Source organism: Bradyrhizobium sp. BR14999 (genome assembly GCF_056106085.1).
In genome coordinates this window covers 1,594,689-1,610,666 of the sequence record NZ_CM148536.1, presented here as the reverse complement: position 1 = coordinate 1,610,666, position 15,978 = coordinate 1,594,689, and the positions used below count along the sequence as shown (strand labels likewise).

The 15,978-nt window shown below is 64.2% G+C and carries 12 protein-coding genes; 8 read left to right on the top strand and 4 right to left on the bottom strand.

Annotation, left to right across the window (positions count from 1 at the left end; genetic code table 11):
- Positions 1-9: 9 nt before the first annotated feature.
- From ACR9YP_RS07450 to ugpB, 3 genes are all read right to left on the bottom strand, one after another.
- The gene (locus tag ACR9YP_RS07450) at positions 10-1,632 is read right to left on the bottom strand and encodes an ABC transporter substrate-binding protein (RefSeq protein WP_438103428.1); all 1,623 of its coding nucleotides are present in this window, start codon (positions 1,630-1,632) and stop codon (positions 10-12) included.
- A gap of 369 nt (positions 1,633-2,001) precedes the next feature.
- Complete coding sequence (locus ACR9YP_RS07445) at positions 2,002-2,961, bottom strand: aminoglycoside phosphotransferase family protein (RefSeq protein WP_438103429.1); 960 nt, start codon at positions 2,959-2,961, stop codon at positions 2,002-2,004.
- Between the two features lie 228 nt (positions 2,962-3,189).
- A complete protein-coding gene (gene ugpB, locus ACR9YP_RS07440) occupies positions 3,190-4,572 on the bottom strand; it encodes a sn-glycerol-3-phosphate ABC transporter substrate-binding protein UgpB (protein ID WP_438103430.1) in 1,383 nt (460 codons plus the stop codon).
- 143 nt (positions 4,573-4,715) lie between these two features.
- On the opposite strand from ugpB, the gene ACR9YP_RS07435 reads away from it, so the two are divergent.
- From ACR9YP_RS07435 to ACR9YP_RS07420, 4 genes are read left to right on the top strand one after another with little or no spacing between them, the layout of a single operon-like run.
- Positions 4,716-5,711 (top strand): TRAP transporter substrate-binding protein, encoded by a 996-nt coding sequence (locus ACR9YP_RS07435; protein WP_438103431.1) that lies wholly within the window; start codon positions 4,716-4,718, stop codon positions 5,709-5,711.
- Between the two features lie 6 nt (positions 5,712-5,717).
- Positions 5,718-7,793, top strand: a complete 2,076-nt coding sequence (locus tag ACR9YP_RS07430) for a sensor histidine kinase (protein WP_474219290.1) — start codon at positions 5,718-5,720, stop codon at positions 7,791-7,793.
- Complete coding sequence (locus ACR9YP_RS07425) at positions 7,763-9,508, top strand: ATP-binding response regulator (RefSeq protein ID WP_128956082.1); 1,746 nt, start codon at positions 7,763-7,765, stop codon at positions 9,506-9,508. Before ACR9YP_RS07430 ends, ACR9YP_RS07425 begins: the two co-directional genes overlap by 31 nt.
- A 10-nt stretch (positions 9,509-9,518) precedes the next feature.
- Entirely contained in the window at positions 9,519-10,256 is a 738-nt protein-coding gene (locus ACR9YP_RS07420) for a response regulator (RefSeq protein WP_474219287.1), read from the top strand.
- A gap of 36 nt (positions 10,257-10,292) precedes the next feature.
- On the opposite strand, the gene ACR9YP_RS07415 is transcribed toward ACR9YP_RS07420, so the two are convergent.
- Positions 10,293-11,582 (bottom strand): IS4 family transposase, encoded by a 1,290-nt coding sequence (locus ACR9YP_RS07415; RefSeq protein ID WP_438103448.1) that lies wholly within the window; start codon positions 11,580-11,582, stop codon positions 10,293-10,295.
- Between the two features lie 565 nt (positions 11,583-12,147).
- Here ACR9YP_RS07415 and ACR9YP_RS07410 point away from each other — a divergent pair.
- From ACR9YP_RS07410 to ACR9YP_RS07395, 4 genes are all read left to right on the top strand, one after another.
- Complete coding sequence (locus ACR9YP_RS07410) at positions 12,148-12,759, top strand: sigma-70 family RNA polymerase sigma factor (protein WP_091887231.1); 612 nt, start codon at positions 12,148-12,150, stop codon at positions 12,757-12,759.
- 484 nt (positions 12,760-13,243) lie between these two features.
- The gene (locus ACR9YP_RS07405) at positions 13,244-13,942 is read left to right on the top strand and encodes a cytochrome c biogenesis CcdA family protein (RefSeq protein WP_438103433.1); all 699 of its coding nucleotides are present in this window, start codon (positions 13,244-13,246) and stop codon (positions 13,940-13,942) included.
- Between the two features lie 31 nt (positions 13,943-13,973).
- A complete protein-coding gene (locus tag ACR9YP_RS07400; RefSeq protein ID WP_438103434.1) occupies positions 13,974-14,537 on the top strand; it encodes a thioredoxin family protein in 564 nt (187 codons plus the stop codon).
- Between the two features lie 102 nt (positions 14,538-14,639).
- Positions 14,640-15,614: a hypothetical protein gene (locus ACR9YP_RS07395; RefSeq protein ID WP_438103435.1), complete on the top strand. Its 975-nt coding sequence runs from the start codon at positions 14,640-14,642 to the stop codon at positions 15,612-15,614.
- Positions 15,615-15,978 lie beyond the last annotated feature (364 nt).

Genomic DNA, 15,978 nt, shown 5'->3' with positions numbered 1-15,978 from the left:
AATCATGACTCACCCCTTCGCCATCGCGCGATAATCGAGGCGGCGGTGGAACCAATATTGGTAGCCGCTGATGTTCTTCTGCATCGCGACGTTGACGAAGGGCTGGTACAGCGGGATGCGCGGGATGTCGGCGTAGGCGAGATCGACGAAGCTTTTGACGTCGGCATCGTACGCCGCCTTGTCGCCGGTCGCGGCGGCGGTGCGCGCGCCGTCGATCAGCTTGTCCATCTCCGCCGACTTGTAGCTCATGGTGTTGAAGACGGAATTGTTGCCGTGATAGCACCAGTAGAAGAAGTATTCGGGGTAATCGAGCCAGCCCGAGAACACGTTGGTGAAGAGCGGCATCTCCTTCTTGTTGAGCTCGGTGCGCCAGTTGGCGCCGGGTACCTTGTTGATGGTGGTCTTGATGCCGAGCTGCGCGAGGCTCTCCTGCACCAGCACGCAGAGCGGCTCGTTGACGCCGGCAAAATTGAGGTCGAACGAGATCGTGGTCTCGAAGCCGTTGGCATAGCCGGCCTCAGTGAGCAGCGCCTTCGCCTTCTCCATGTCGGTGTTGTATTTGTGCGGCTGCGGCCAGGCGACTTCGGTCGGCTTGTCTTTGGCAGCGCCGAACATGGGATTGCCGAGGCCGAACAGCACGGCGTCCATGATCTTCTGGTACGGCATCGCGTAGGCGATGGCCTGCCGCACCTTCGGATTGTCGAACGGCGGCTTGGTCACGTTCATGCCGATATACTGGATGCCGTTGGAGAACGGCAGCGACACCACGTTGAGCTTGCCGTTCGCCTTCATCTCCTGGAAATCCCTGAACGGCAGCTCATAGGAGATGTCGGCATCGCCGCGTTCCAAGAGCGCGCGGCGGTTGCCGGCCTGCGGCACCATGCGCCAGATCACCCGCTTGATCTTGGGCAGGGGACCGCCGACCCAATCCTCGTTGCGCTCCATCACCACTTCGGTGCCGGCGGTCCACTTCGTCACCTTGTAGGCGCCGGAGCCCGCGGTCTGCTGCTTGGTGAATTCGAGGCCCCATGGATCCTTCTCGCTGGCGTTCTTCTTCACCAGCTCGGAATTGACGATGCAGGGCACGATCACCGCGAGATCAGGGATCGTCAGTCTGTCCTTCTTCAGGAAATCGACGCGCACGGTGTGGTCGTCGAGCACGACGAACTGCTCGGGCTTGGTCAGCGAGCCCGCACTCATCTGGAAGGTCGGAAAGCCGCCGACGCTGACGGCGCGGTCGAGCGACCATTTCACGTCCTTCGCCGTGACCGGCGCACCGTCGTGGAATTTGGCGTTCTTCTTCAGCTTGAAGGTGACCGACATGTCGTCGATCCTAAAGTCCTCGGCGAGCTCGCCCTTGAACTTGTCGCGGTCGTAATAGGGCACGCCACCGGGACCGCTCTTCATCTCGTGGCTGATCAGGCGGTCGTAGCAATTCCAGGACACCTCATAGCCGGGCACGTTGGTGCCGACGCCGTGGATGTCGAGATTGTTCGGGCCGCCCTCCGAGACGATCAGCAGCGTCTCCGAACGCGCATCTGCCTTGGCCGAGGAGACGACCTGCGGCAAGACCGGAAGCGCCGCGCCGGCGGCCAATCCGGAAACGGACTTGAGGAAATCGCGGCGCTTCATGAAATCGCTCCAACACAAAGTTTTTGGTTGGAACCGGATTCGCAAGGTTCGTGCCAAGGGTGAATGGAAGCTTACACTTCGCGCAAGTCATTGATATATAACGGTAGTAGCGCGATTCAGGCCGCCGCCGGCTTTTGATCAAGCCTTTGAATTGCATACAAAGACACGATTTTGATTACAAAATATGCAGATTTTGTCGGACGCCCGATTTGTCGCCACCTCCCCTTGGAGTCTCGCGTCGGGGCTTTGGTCGAGAGGATCGGGGCTCGCGCATCAAACTCGTCATTGCGAGCGTAGCGAAGCAATCCAGAGTCTTTCCGCGGAGGCAGTCTGGATTGCTTCGCTGCGCTCGCAATGACGGCTGGGCTGTCAGCTCGCCCAGATCAAGTCCTGCAGCTCGACCAGATCCGCCGCCCTGTCCTGCCAGCCCTCGATGCAGATGTGGCTGTTGAGGTCGCTGGCGCGGTGCAGCAGCATCAGGGCCATCAGGCGGCGCTTCAACTCGAAATCCGGCTTCGCATAGCCGAAGCCTTCGAGCAGGCTGCGCACCCTGCCCGGCCGGCCCGCCGCCATGAAGGCGCTGGGGCCGAGCAGATCGTAGTCGCGCCATCCCGCCAGCACGTCGCCGAAATCGAACAGCCCGGCGAGCGCCCACTGGCCGTCATCGCAGGCGAGCAGAAAATTCTCGGGAATGTATTCGCCGATCAGGATCACCGGCGGCGCGTTCATCGGAATGAGCTTTGCGGCGTCGCGCAGGAGATCATCGAGGCCGGCCAGGAATTTCGGCGCGAGGCCGAGACGCTCGTGCCTGGCACGGCACCCCTGCATCTGCTGGCGCATGAAGTCGTCCCAGCGCGGCTCGATGTGCGCGAGCTCTCCGAGCGGCGCGCGCTGCACGGCGGCGATGGTCTCGCCGATCTGGCGCAGCACGCGCTCCTTCTGGTCTTCCGGCAGGCGCGGCCACACCTCCGCGCCGAGCGCGCCGCCAAGGCGCGTGATGATCAGATAGGGCCAGCCGTCGCGCCCCCCTTCGGCGACGATCTCGGGAATCGGTAGATCGAGATGGCCTTTCAGTTGCGCCAGCGAGCCACGCTCGGATACGAATTGCGTACTCAGCAGCGGCGGGAAGATTTTCAGGATCAGCTTGTCGCCGAGCCCCACGACGAGATTGGTGCCGGTCGCGAACACGTGCGGCGCGCTGACATCGAGACCATGGCCGCGCGCGATATCGAGCGCGATTCCCAGCCATTGCGCCGGGTCGGAGCGCCAGGCGCGAAAGCTTTTAGCGTCGGCGAAGTGAGGCAGTTGTTGCGACGGCGTGATGGTCATCTGCATTCGCGTATCGAAAGCAGGGTCAACTTTGGTTGGCTCTGTGCAAGCCAAAGAGGCGGTGCACCTCTCCCGCTTGCGGGAGAGGTCAGCACGTAGTGCCGGGTGAGGGCTTTCTCCTCTAGGTGATTGTCCCGATGCGGAGGCACCCTCTCCCCAACCCTCCCCCGCACGCGGGGGAGGGAAGGCACCTCACGCGCGGTCGCAGCGATGTCTAATCGCGACATTCTACCGCTCGGGACTGGCGCGCTCGAACTGGCGCAGCAGCTTGTTGCCGCGCTCGACGGCGGAATCCAGCGCTGCTTGCGCGCTTTTGTGGCCGGCGAAGGCCTGCTCCAGCTCGTCCTCGATCGCGCCGCGGATCAGCACGAAGGAGCCGAGCCGGACGCCCTTGGAGTTCTCCGTCGGCGGATGCAGTGTGATCTCCTCGAAGGAGATCGCCGAACCAGGATTGCGCTCGTAGAATCCCTGCGACCGCGTCAGCTCAAAGGCGGCGCGGGTAACAGGCAGATAGCCGGTGTTCTGGTGCCAGGCGGCCTGCACGCCCGGCTGCGACAGATAGGCGAAGAACCGCGCCACGCCCTTGTACTCCTCGCGCGGCCGGTCGCGCAGCACCCACAACGTGGCGCCGCCGATGATCGAATTCTGCGGCGCGCCCTTCACGTCGGGCCAGTACGGCATCAAGCCGTAGCCGATCTCGAATTTCGAATTCGCCTTGATGTCGGCCCGCGTCGCCGAGGAGCCGATGAAGATGCCGCATTCGCCTTTCTGGAAACGCGGCTCGGCCGCTTGTCCGCGGCCGCTATAGTCGAACAGTTTTGTCTTTTGCCACTCGCTGAGCTGAGCGATGTGTTTGACGAGAACCGGATTGTTGATGGTCAATTCCGCGTCCAGCCCGGCAAAGCCGTTCGCCCGCGTCGCCAGCGGTAGATTGTGGAAGGCGGAGAAATTTTCGACATGAATCCAGGACGGCCAGGAGGTGGTGAAGCCGCAGACCGCACCGCGTTCGCGCAGGCGCTTGGCCGCTAGTCCCAATTCCGGCCAGGTCTTCGGCGGCGTCTCCGGATCGAGGCCGGCATCGCGGAACATGGTCTTGTTGTAGTACAGGATCGGCGTCGAGGAATTGAACGGGAACGACAACAGGTTGCCGGCCGCATCGGTGTAGTAGCCGGAGACGGCGGGTAGGTAATCGCCGAGCGAGAACGGCTCGCCCTGGTCCCGCATCAGGCTGAACACGGGATAGATCGCACCCTTGGCCGCGGTCATCGTGGCGGTGGCGACCTCGTTGACCTGGACGATGGCAGGCTGGCTGCGCGAGCGGAAGGCGAAGATCGCTGCCGTCACCGTCTCGGTGTAATTGCCCTTGTAAGCAGGCACGATGCGGTAGTCGGACTGCGAGGCGTTGAAGTCGGCGGCGAGCTTGTCGAGCTGCCGGCCGAGCTCGCCGGACATGGCGTGCCATAGCGCAATGTCGGTGGCGGCACGCACTGGCGCGGCCATGGTGACAGCCGCAAGGACGGCGACGACCTGCAAAAAGCGCAATGCTGAAATCACGATGGCTCTTCCCGTGTCGCACGACAAAAGTCGGCTGCCCTGCTTAAGGCGCGGCATTGGCAGTTTCAACCGGGAATGAGCGGCGGCCGCGCCGCACAATCGGCCCAACGCCCGGAGCGGGATGGCCTTCCCTTTACCATTTGCTAGATTGCGTTGAACCTTTTCCTTCCGCCATAGACTCCACCACTGAGGGGTTGAGTGTGCCAGTGTTGAGCCGTGCCGAACTCTCGCGGACCGGGGTGATCTTCGTCGCGCTTCTGCTTGCCGTCTGTACGACGGACGCGGTCGCACGCGAATTTCGCGCCGCCGACACCCAGACCGAGGATTACCCGACCGTCCAGGCGCTGCGCTACATGGGCGCCTTGATCGCCGAGCGCACCGGCGGCCGGCACGAGATCAAGGTGTTCCACTCCCGCCAGCTCGGTGAGGAGAAGGAGACGATCGAGCAGACCCGGGCCGGCGCCATCGACCTCAACCGGACCAACGTCGCCCTGATCGGCAATTTCGTCCCGGCGATGAACGTGCTGGCGATGCCGTTCCTGTTCCGGTCCATCGAGCACATGCAGAAGGTGCTGGACGGGCCGATCGGCAGCGAGATCTTGAACAGCTTCGAGCCCTATGGCTTCGTCGGGCTCGCCTTCTACGATTCCGGCGCGCGGTCGATCTACAACAGCGTCCGGCCCGTGAGGAGCGTCGCGGATCTCAGGGGATTGCGGATCCGGGTACAGCAGTCGGAGTTGATGAGCCAGATGATGCGTGCGCTCGGCGCCGAACCGGTCGAGCTGCCTTACGGGCAGGTGCTCACCGGGCTTGCCAACCACCTGATCGACGGCGCCGAAAACAACTGGCCATCCTTCGTGACGACAGACCATTACAAACTTGCCGGCCACTACGCACTCACCGAGCACACGATGAGCCCGGAAGTGCTGGTGATCTCGCTGAAGGCCTGGAAAAGCCTCTCGGCGGAGGAGCAGACGATCTTCAAGGAGGCCGCGCAGCGCTCCAGCCGGTTCATGCGCGAGAAATGGCGCGACCTCGAGGAGCAGTCGCAGCGCAAGGCCCAGGACGCCGGCGTCACCATCATCAACGACATCGACCGCAAGCCATTCGAGGAGGCGATGGCTCCAATCTATGCCAAGGCCGGGCGCGATCCGGCCGCGGCCGCGCTGATCGAACGCATTCGCAAGGTGGAGTAGAGCCTCTTGGCCGGGCTTGGACACAGCGAGACCACAGACAGGCCGCCCGGCCCGATCGGGCGCCTGCGCGCGCGTCTGGTCGGCGCGCTGCGGGCGGTGCCGATCCGCTGGCGCATCCTCTCGATCGCGGCGCTGAACTCCGCCGTCGTGGTGGTGCTGGTCGCGATGATCTGGAACGGCGCGCAGGTGCTGGGCTCGGCCTGGGACGACGTGCGCCAGGTGCGCGAGTCCGACCGGATCCTGGCACTGCTCGAAAGCGAGACCGGGCGGCTGCAAAACCTGATCCACCGCTATATCAACCAGCCGAGCCCGGACCTGTTCGCCGAGATCCTGCTGCTGCGTGAGGCAGTGCTGGGGACGCTGGCCAACCGCGCCACCAAGGATCCGATGTTGTCGGGCTCGGTCGAGGAGCTCGAGCGCACCACCGACCGCTTCCTCAACGGCTTTGGCGAGCTGCGCAGCGTGCAGGCCACCATCGCCAAGACCTATGAGGAGCAGGTGCAGGGCCCGGCCAAGGACATGGCGGGCCTCTATTCCATCATCGAAGGCGCCACCGGCCATCGCGACGCGCTGATCTGGCCTTCGCTGGGAAAATCCCGCGAAGCCTTCACCGCGATGCTGGTCGCGGCCAATTCCTACTATCTGTCGCTGTCACCGGGCGCGGCCGACGACGCGCGGCGCAACACCGAGACGATCGAGAAGACCATCCCGGTCATGATCGACCTCGCCGACAACGACCTTCAGCGCATGGCCTTGCGGCGGCTCGCGGACCGCACCGCATCCTTGCGCGAAGGCTTTGCAAAACTCTCCGAGCAGCTGGCGAGCCGCACCGATCTGTTGCGCAACACCATCGACGCCAGTCAGGCCGAAGCGATCGGCGCCATCGACGACCTCTCGACCAAGATGCGCCGGCGCGAGCAGAAGGCGCAGGCGACTTTTGATCGCACGCTGGCCGACATTTCCCGCCGCGTGCTGTCGATCGCGGTGATCTTCCTCGGCGTCATCCTCACCGCCGGCGTGATGATCGCACTATCGATCCGCCTGCCGCTCCAGCAGCTGATGGCGGCGATGCGCGCGATCACGCTCGGCGACCTCGACCGCGAGGTGCAGGGCACCAAGGCACGCGACGAGGTCGGCGCCATGGCGCGCGCCGTGGAAGTGTTCCGCGAGAACGCGATCGCCAAGCGCCAGACCGAGGACGAGCTGCGCGCGTCGAAGGAGAAGGCCGAGAGCGCGCTGCTCGAGCTCAACACCGCGCAGCAGAATCTGATCGACGCCGAGCGGCTCGCCGCGCTCGGCGGCCTCGTTGCCGGCGTCGCCCACGAGGTCAATAACCCGATCGGCATCAGCCTGACCGTCGCGTCGAGCTTTGCCAGACGTAGCGAGATCTTCGAGGCCCAGCTCAAGGGCGACGGGGGCTTGCGCCGCTCGCAGCTCGAGGAGTTCGTGCAGTCCTCGCGCGACGCCTCGCAGCAGCTCGTGGCCAACCTGCAGCGCGCCGGCGAGCTGATCCAGTCGTTCAAGCAGGTCGCGGTCGACCGCTCCCATGCCGAACGGCGGCAGTTCAGCTTAAGCGAAGCCACCGACCAGATCATCGCCAGCCTGCGCCCGGTGCTGAAGCGCTCGCCGATCACGCTTCAGGTCGACGTGCCCGAGGGGCTGCTGCTCGACGGCTATCCCGGCTCCTACGGCCAGATCCTGACCAATCTCTTCCTCAACGCCGCCAACCACGCCTTCGCCGACGGCCGCGCCGGCACGATCGCGATCTCGGCGCGGCCGCGCGGGGCCGACGACATCGAGATCAGCTTCGCCGATGACGGGGCCGGTATGACCCCGGACGTGCAGCGCCAGGCCTTTGACCCTTTCTTTACCACCCGGCGCAATGAAGGTGGCACGGGACTTGGCCTGCATATCGTCTATAACCTCGTCACCCAGCAGCTCGGCGGCCGCATGATGCTGGAATCCAAGCTGGGACAAGGCACTACTTTTCGCATTATCATGCCCCGCATCGCCAAGGGCGCACAAAGCACAGAAAGTGACGGGACTTCTCAATGGCCGAACAGGACGATGTCCTCCACCTGATCGACGACACCGGTACCGCGTCGGAGGATGCCAACGCCCGAAAATGGAAGATCGCCGTCATCGACGACGATCCGGCCGTGCATGACGGCACCCGCTTCGCGCTGTCCGACTACAGCCTCAACGGCCAGAGCCTGGAGATCCTGTCGGCCTATTCGGCGGCGGAAGGTCGCAAGCTGATGGCCGAGCACGGCGACATCGCCGCCGTGCTGCTCGACGTCATCATGGAGACCGACGTCGCCGGCCTCGAGCTCGTCGAATTCATCCGCAACGAGATCAAGAACGAGACCGTCCGCATCATCCTGCGCACCGGCCAGCCCGGCCAGGCGCCGGAGCGGCGCGTGATCGTGCAGTACGACATCAACGACTACAAGGCCAAGACCGAGCTCACCGCCGACAAGCTGTTCACCTCGCTGACCGCCGCGCTGCGCTCCTATCAGCAGCTCGAGCGCATGGTGCAGACGCGGCGCGGGCTCGAGATCATCATCGACGCGGCCTCGACGCTGTACGACTTCAAGTCGATGCAGCGGCTCGCCGAGGGCGTGCTGACCCAGCTCGCCTCGCTGCTCAACGTCGACTGCGCCGGCATCCTGGTCCTGCGCGACAATGGCGGCGTCGACCCCGAGCTCTCGGTGCTCGCCGGCAGCGGCTGCTACAGCCGCTTCATCGGCACCACCTCGTCGAAGGCACTCGACCCCGAATTGCGCGAGATGGTGGAGGCCGCGTTCCAGCGCCGCAAGAACGAATTCGCCGACCACCGCAGCGTGATCTATTTGCGCACCGGAAGCGGCCGCGAGGTGGTGGTGCTGCTGCAGGCCGAGCGCGAGCTGTCGGAGACCGACCGCTCGCTGGTCGAGATCTTCTCCAGCCGGCTCTCGATTGCCTTCGACAACGTGATCCTCTACCAGCAGCTCCAGGACGCCAACACGCAGCTGGAGGACCGTGTCGCCCAGCGCACCCGCGCGCTGATGCAGGCCAACCGCCGCCTGTCCGCGCAATGGCTGCGGCTGCAGCGCGCCAACGGCTTCAAGAACGAGATTTTGGGCACCGTCGCGCACGATCTGAAGAATCCGCTCGGCGTCATCCTCGGCCGCACCGAGATGCTGAAGGAGCTGATCTCGACTGGCGCCTCGCAAAGCGGCGTGGTCGCCCAGGTCGATCACATCCGCGACGCCACCAAGCGGCTGACCACGATGGTCGATCATTTGATCTCGGACGCGATGGCCGATGCCTTCGACATCACCATCCGCCGCGAGCCGGTCGACGTCGCGGGCCTAGTCAAGGAGGTCGCCGAGGCCAACCAGCCGCTCGCCGTCAACAAGCAGCAAACGATCAGCGTCGCCGCGCCGCCCAACATCGTCACCATGTGCGACACCGACCGCATCCGCGAGGCGATCGACAATCTCATCAGCAACGCCATCAAATACTCGCCGATCGGCGGCAAGATCGCCGTGGCCGTGACCCATGAGGGCAGCGAAACCATCGTCCGCGTCAGCGACGAGGGGGCCGGCCTGTCGCCGGAGGATCTCGGCCGCCTGTTCGGCCGGTTCCAGCGGCTGTCGGCAAAGCCGACCGCCGGCGAGAGCTCGACAGGGCTTGGGTTATCCATCGTGAAGCGTATTATCGACATGCATGGCGGCGAGGTGACGGCCGACAGCGACGGGCCCGGCACGGGCTCGACCTTCACCATCACGCTTCCCGCGACTGAAATGCCGTGATCTCAAGACCATGACCCAAAGCCAGCACATCATGATCGTCGACGACGAGGCCCCGGCCCGGGAGATGGTCGGCGATTATCTCAAGATGCACGGCTTCACCGTGACGCTGTGCGACGGCGGCAAGTCCTTGCGCGCCGCGATCCAGGGCAGCATGCCCGACCTCGTCGTGCTCGATCTCAACATGCCCGAGGAAGATGGGCTCTCGATCATCCGCGACCTCAAGAGCCGCATCAACGTGCCCGTGATCATGCTGACGGCGACCGCGAGCCCGATCGACCGCGTCGTCGGGCTCGAGCTCGGCGCCGATGATTACGTGGCAAAGCCCTGCGAGCTGCGCGAGCTGATGGCGCGCATCCGCTCTGTGCTGCGGCGGAGCGGGCCGGCCAAGGCTGCTGCGCCGGACGCCGGCGCTGCGAAATCCGACAAGGATCAATTGGTGCGCTTCGGCACCAAATGGCTCGATCTCGAAGCGCAGGCCTTGCGCGACGACGAGGGCAACGAGCATCCGCTGACCGCGTCCGAGTTCGGTCTGCTCAAGGTGTTCGCCGCCAATCCGAAGCGCGTGCTGTCGCGCGAGCGCCTGCTGGAGCTCGCCAATGCGCGCGACGCCGAAGCCTTCGACCGCGCCGTCGACCTCCGCATCATGCGCATCCGCCGCAAGATCGAGCCCGATCCCGCCAAGCCCGCCGTGATCCGCACCATCCGCGGCGGCGGCTATCTGTTCTCGCCGGCCGGCGAGAAGGCGTAGGGCGGCATCCCCCGCGGGGTCGTCCCGGCGAAGGCCCTAGGGCATGCACATATCTCTGAGGCTCCATCCTGCTGCGACGGCGTGGAAGTATTCGAGGCCGTTCTTGAAGGTGATCGGGCCCGGCGGCTTGGACGATGGGTAGCCGTCCCAGCCGCCGAGGCGACCAATGATCCAGGCGGCCCAAGCGAGGCTATCGGGCGGATGTGGGTTCTTTAATCGCTTGCTCCCGGCTTCGAGTTGACGGTTGAGGGCGGTGAGCACGTTAATTTGGCCGTTGTCGAAGGCAGCGAGAATGGGTTGGCGACTGCCATTGCGGGCCTGCAGAAGTTGGATTGTGATGACGGCCGCCTTAGCGGCAATCGCGACCAGCTTGAGAAGGCGATCGGCGGTTCCGATCTGGCTGTCTTCGAGCTTGAAGCCTTGTGTCTTCAGGATGCGGAAGAACTGCTCGATGATCCAGCGTTGCTTGTACCATTGGACGATGCGCCAGGCGTCCTCGATGCCGGTAACCTCGTGAGAGGTGAGAAGCCGCCAGTGCAGCGGCTCTACCCCGGTTTCGGCATTGATCTCGCGCACATCGACCACCGCCAATGGCAAGCTTTCCGGCAGATGGCGCAGGAACTTACTCTGTGGGCGGGCGAGCTCGATTGCGCCAAAGCGAAGTTCGAGGTGAGCCAGGCGGGCGGGCCGCGCGGCGCGCGCAGGCAATTGGATCGCACGCCGATCCACCGCGGCCATGGCATCGCTGACCTCATACAAGCCGCTGCGGTCGGCAAGCTTGCGATCATGCATGCTGCGCGCGATGACGTGGAAGTGTTGCTCGGCCGAGCTGGCATAAAGGGCAAAAATATCGCTCTCGCGGTCACCCAGCACCGTCACCGCTGTGGCCTTGGTGAGGAGCGGCTTGGCCGCCATGGCAGTGGATATCCAGCGCTGCGATTCCTTGTCCGATAACTCCCGATCGTCGTGCGAGGTCGTGCGGCGACCTGTGCGCGTCCATATCTGCCCGCTCAAAAGTCCAAGACAGTTGCCGTCATCGGCATCCACAGCCAGCAGCGGATGCAGCAGCACGCCGTGGTTATTGCCTTTGCCGATTTCTCCGAGCCCGCGCCGGCGTTGCGGTGTGGTGTTGAAGTGGATCTCGCTGGTGTCCTGGATGGCCAGCACGTGGCGGCCCTCTACCGCAGCGACCGTGCTTTCGCTCCAGCTTTCGATGATCCGCTCCACCGTCACCTTGTCATGGCCAAGAAAGCGGTTGAACCGCACTTCCAGCGCGCGGTTCCCCCTGGAGAGCTGCCGAAGGCAGACAGTTTTGCCCACAACCATGCGTTCGACGAACGCCGCCCCCCTTTATCGAGACGACGATCCCCGAACCGGCCCAGCGTCCAGTCAATCCGTGACAACATCGCGGCACCCCGTCCAAATCATGGAGTGCCGCAATACGAATCACACAGAACTCTGATTCTGGAATCCTCCCAGGCCGATCCGAGTCAATCCGCCGCACCAGATATGTGCATGCCCTAGGGCGAAGGCCGGGACCCATTACCCCAACAGGCTCTGGGCGCGTGGGCTGATAACCACGAGTCTTCGCCAAACCCAATCCTGTGGCTATGGGTCCTGGCTTTCGCCAGGACGACGCTTGAGGCGGCAGCGAACGCAACACCCCCAAATTCGTTCCTCACTCCGCCAATCCCCACCCCCGTATTTCCCGTACATTGAAATTCCACGCTTTTTTGCTCCGAATGTTTCGTCACACCCCTTTCGACGAAACAATTTGGCAGCGCACGAAACCATTTTCCGCTTTTCGTGCAGACGTCCCGAAACGTTGGCTGATTAACACTTTCCCTCAAGGAAACGCCGCTCGGTCGCGGCGCTACGGGGAGCTAGTTTCATGCCGAACGTCATTGCCATCAACGCCCAGGCCAGCCAAAGCATCATTGCCGTTCAGGCGACTTCGGACGACATGCTTCTCGAAAGCATTGCCGGCGGCAACCGGACGGCCATGCATATCCTCTATTGCAGGCACAATGTGCGGGTTTACCGTTTCATCCTGCGCATCGTGCGCGATGCCACCACGGCGGAAGACCTCGTCAGCCAAGTGTTTTTGGACGTGTGGCGGACCGCCGGCCAATTCCAGGGCCGCTCGCAGGTCTCGACCTGGCTGCTCTCGATCGCCCGCTTCAAGGCGCTGACAGCGATGCGCCAGCGCCGTTTCGAGGACATCGACCAGGAGGATGTGCGTCAGATCCCCGACGATTCCGACACGCCGGAGACCTCGCTCGACCGCAGCGACACCAGCGCCATCCTGCGCGCCTGCGTGCAGAAGCTGTCGCCTGCGCATCGCGAGATCATCAACCTCGTCTATTACCATGAGAAGTCGGTGGAGGAGGTCGGCCAGATCATCGGCATCCCCCAGAGCACGGTGAAAACGCGGATGTTTTACGCCCGCAAGCAACTGGCCGATTTGCTTAAGGGCGCCGGCGTCGATCGCTTCGCCGCCTAAACTCAACGGATTCAATGGGATAGGGCCGCGCCTTTGGCTCTGTCCCCGGACACGGAAGTGTTACCGCCGACGAAACAATTGAAACAAAGCACAACATCAGGCGGAAAAACTTCCCTCCTATAAAGCTCACATACGGTTTTGGTTAAACCTCCCAAGGACCTCCAACGACCCGGACGGGATGCCCCCCTCCGGGTCGTTTTGTGTTTGCCGGAAGGTGCGGCGGCAGGCTCCCGCCTCTCCCGCGTGCGGGAGAGGCCGACCGCGCCCCGGGCGATGCGAAGCATCGTCCCGCGTGCGGCGGGTGAGGGTTTTTCCATCTTGGGGAGTGTCCCGTTGCGGAGACACCCTCTCCCCAACCCTCCCCCCGTTGTCGCCGACGCAATTGCCCTACAAAGACAGCGGCTTCGTCACGAGCGCGTGACGGCGCGTAACGATCCACGCATCCATCCCGAACAGCCCTCGTGACTTCCTCCACGAGTGCCCGATGCTCGAACTTCTCTTCGCCGTCCTTGCCGGCATCCTCACCATCGCCGCGCCGTGCACGCTGCCGATGCTGCCGATTCTGCTCGGCGCCTCGATCGGGCGCGCGGGGCACTTGCGGCCGGCGATGATCGCGCTCGGCTTCGTCATGTCGTTCTCGGCGACCGCGCTGCTGCTCGGTGCGATCACGCGGCTGTTCGATTTCGATCCGAACGTGCTGCGCGAGGCGGCGTCGATCCTGCTGCTCGGCTTCGGCCTGTTGATGCTGTGGCCGGCGCCGTTCGAATGGCTGTCGATCCGGCTCAATGGCTGGCTCGACCTCGGCAATTCCAGCGCCACCCAGCGCGAGGGCGCGCTGGGCGGGCTCGTGCTCGGCACCACGCTCGGCCTGGTCTGGACGCCCTGCGCCGGCCCCGTGCTCGGCTCGATCCTGACGCTGGTTGCGACCTCGAAGAACTTGGCCTGGGCCGGCACGCTGCTGGTCGCCTACGCCATCGGCGCGGCGATCCCGATGCTCGCGATCGCCTATGGCGGCCAGGCCGCGACCACGCGGGTGCGCAGCCTCGCCCGCATCTCGCCGCGGCTGCAGCAGGGTTTTGGAATCGTTGTGATCGCCTTCGCGGTCGCCGCCTATTTCCAATACGACACGCTGTTCGTGGCGTGGCTCACCGGCTTCTATCCCACCGGCCAGATCGGCCTGTGATCATCGCGCATCTCAACCGGAGGACTCGTCCATGACTTTCAAATTGCTCACCGTGGCCGCCGCCCTGATCGGCATGGCCGGATCAGGCGCCGTCATCCCCGGCATCTGCGACGAGGCCGCGCGCGCCGCCGCCATCGTCACCGCCGCCGCGAGCCAGCAGACCGCGCCCGACTTCACCGGCATCAACAACTGGTTCAACTCGAAACCGCTGAGCATGGCCGACCTGCGCGGCAAGGTCGTGCTGGTCGACTTCTGGACCTATGGCTGCGTCAACTGCGTCAATACACTGCCGCACGTCACCGACCTCTACGCCAAGTACAAGGACAAAGGTCTCGTCGTGGTCGGCGTGCACACGCCGGAATTCCCGTTCGAGCGTTCCGCCTCCAATTTGCAGGCTGCACTGAAACGCCACGGCATCACCTATCCGGTGGCGCAGGACAATGCTTCCAAAACCTGGAACGCCTACCGCAATCGATATTGGCCGGCGCAGTATATCATCGACCAGACCGGCAAGATCGTGTTCCAGCACGAAGGTGAAGGCAGCTACGACCAGATCGACGGTACGGTGGCGCGGCTCCTGAACGTGAACAGCTGATGCCGCGCCGACATCGCGCGGCCGGATTTATCTGTCGTCCTTGTTGCTTGACTCCACGGACCCGTCCGTGGAGTTTCGCATCGACGAAATCAGCCGCCCGTGATGGACGACGCGACCACCAGCAACGACATCCGCCTTCGTGAAGGCTCCTCGATCGCGCAGCGGCTGATCATGGCCGGCTCTGCGGCCGCGGTTGCGCTGTGCTTCACGCCCGGCCTGTTCACGCACGACACACTGGAAGAGATCATCTCGGTGGCCGCTCTCCTCCTGGGCGCGGCATTCGTCTGCGGCATCATGCTGGCGCCGGCGGTGGTGTGGATCATCACCCCGAACGAGATCCTGATCGGGCAACAGCGTCCCTTCGGAAAGCTCCGCACGCGGGTCGTCGCCAAGGACGACGTCAGGGAATTGCAGGTTCCCGGCAGCAAGCGGGCGAAAGCCCGTTTCCAGCTGGCCTTCACGCTGGCCTCCGGGGAACGCTTGACGTCCCCGCCGATCTCCGACGTCACGCATGTGCGCGACACCGTCGCCCGGATCGCCGCGCAATTCGGCGTTCCCAACGTCGAGGCACCTCGCAATCCGCTCGATGCCAGCAATCCCGAGATGCATCTCGGCGAACCTCTCGAGCCGTTTCCCACGCGCGACATCCGCATCGTTGCATTGATCGCCGTCGCACTGTGCGCCGTTCCCTACGCCTACAAGCTCTGGCGCGGCCTGCCGCCCGGCCCGATCGACATCATGCTGCTGCCGGTTGGCGCGATCGCCGCGTTCGCCGTGCACAGATATGCCAACCTCGTGACCGGCGCCTTCTGGATCATCCGGCAAGGGGACATTCGCATCGAACGCCTGTGGGGCGACGGCACGCCGCGCGCCGACCATATCGCGGGGCACGACGTGAAGACGATCACGGTCGAGCGCCGCGGCCGGTCCGAGGACGAGCATTGCATCGTGGTGATCCGGCTGCACTCCGGACGGCGCTTTCGCAGCCCCCGCATCGGATCGCGGCTCGAGGCCCGCGCCGTAGGCGCAGAAATCGTCCGGCGGCTCGGGATCGCGGCGGAGAGCAACCGGATCTGATTGGCGTCTAGCGCCAATTGTCGAAGTTGATCTCACCGCGAGTTTGCTCCGCCTCTCCCGCTTGCGGGAGAGGCCGACGCGTCCCGGGCGATGCGCAGCATCGTCCCGCGCGCGGCGGGTGAGGGCTCTCTCCTCTTGGGGAATCCCACCGCGGCGACACCCTCTCCCCAGCCCTCCCCCGCAAGCGTGGGAGGGAGCGCACCGAGCCAGGGCGCCACGATCACTGCTTTTCGCGCCATCCCCTGTTTGTGGCATTGCCCGGCGCGTCAAAAAACCAAAGCATTGCCGTGACATATCAGGGCGGCGCGCCATCAACTTGCCATGAACTTGCCCCTCAGGTTTGATGGTGCTGAATGATTTGCGC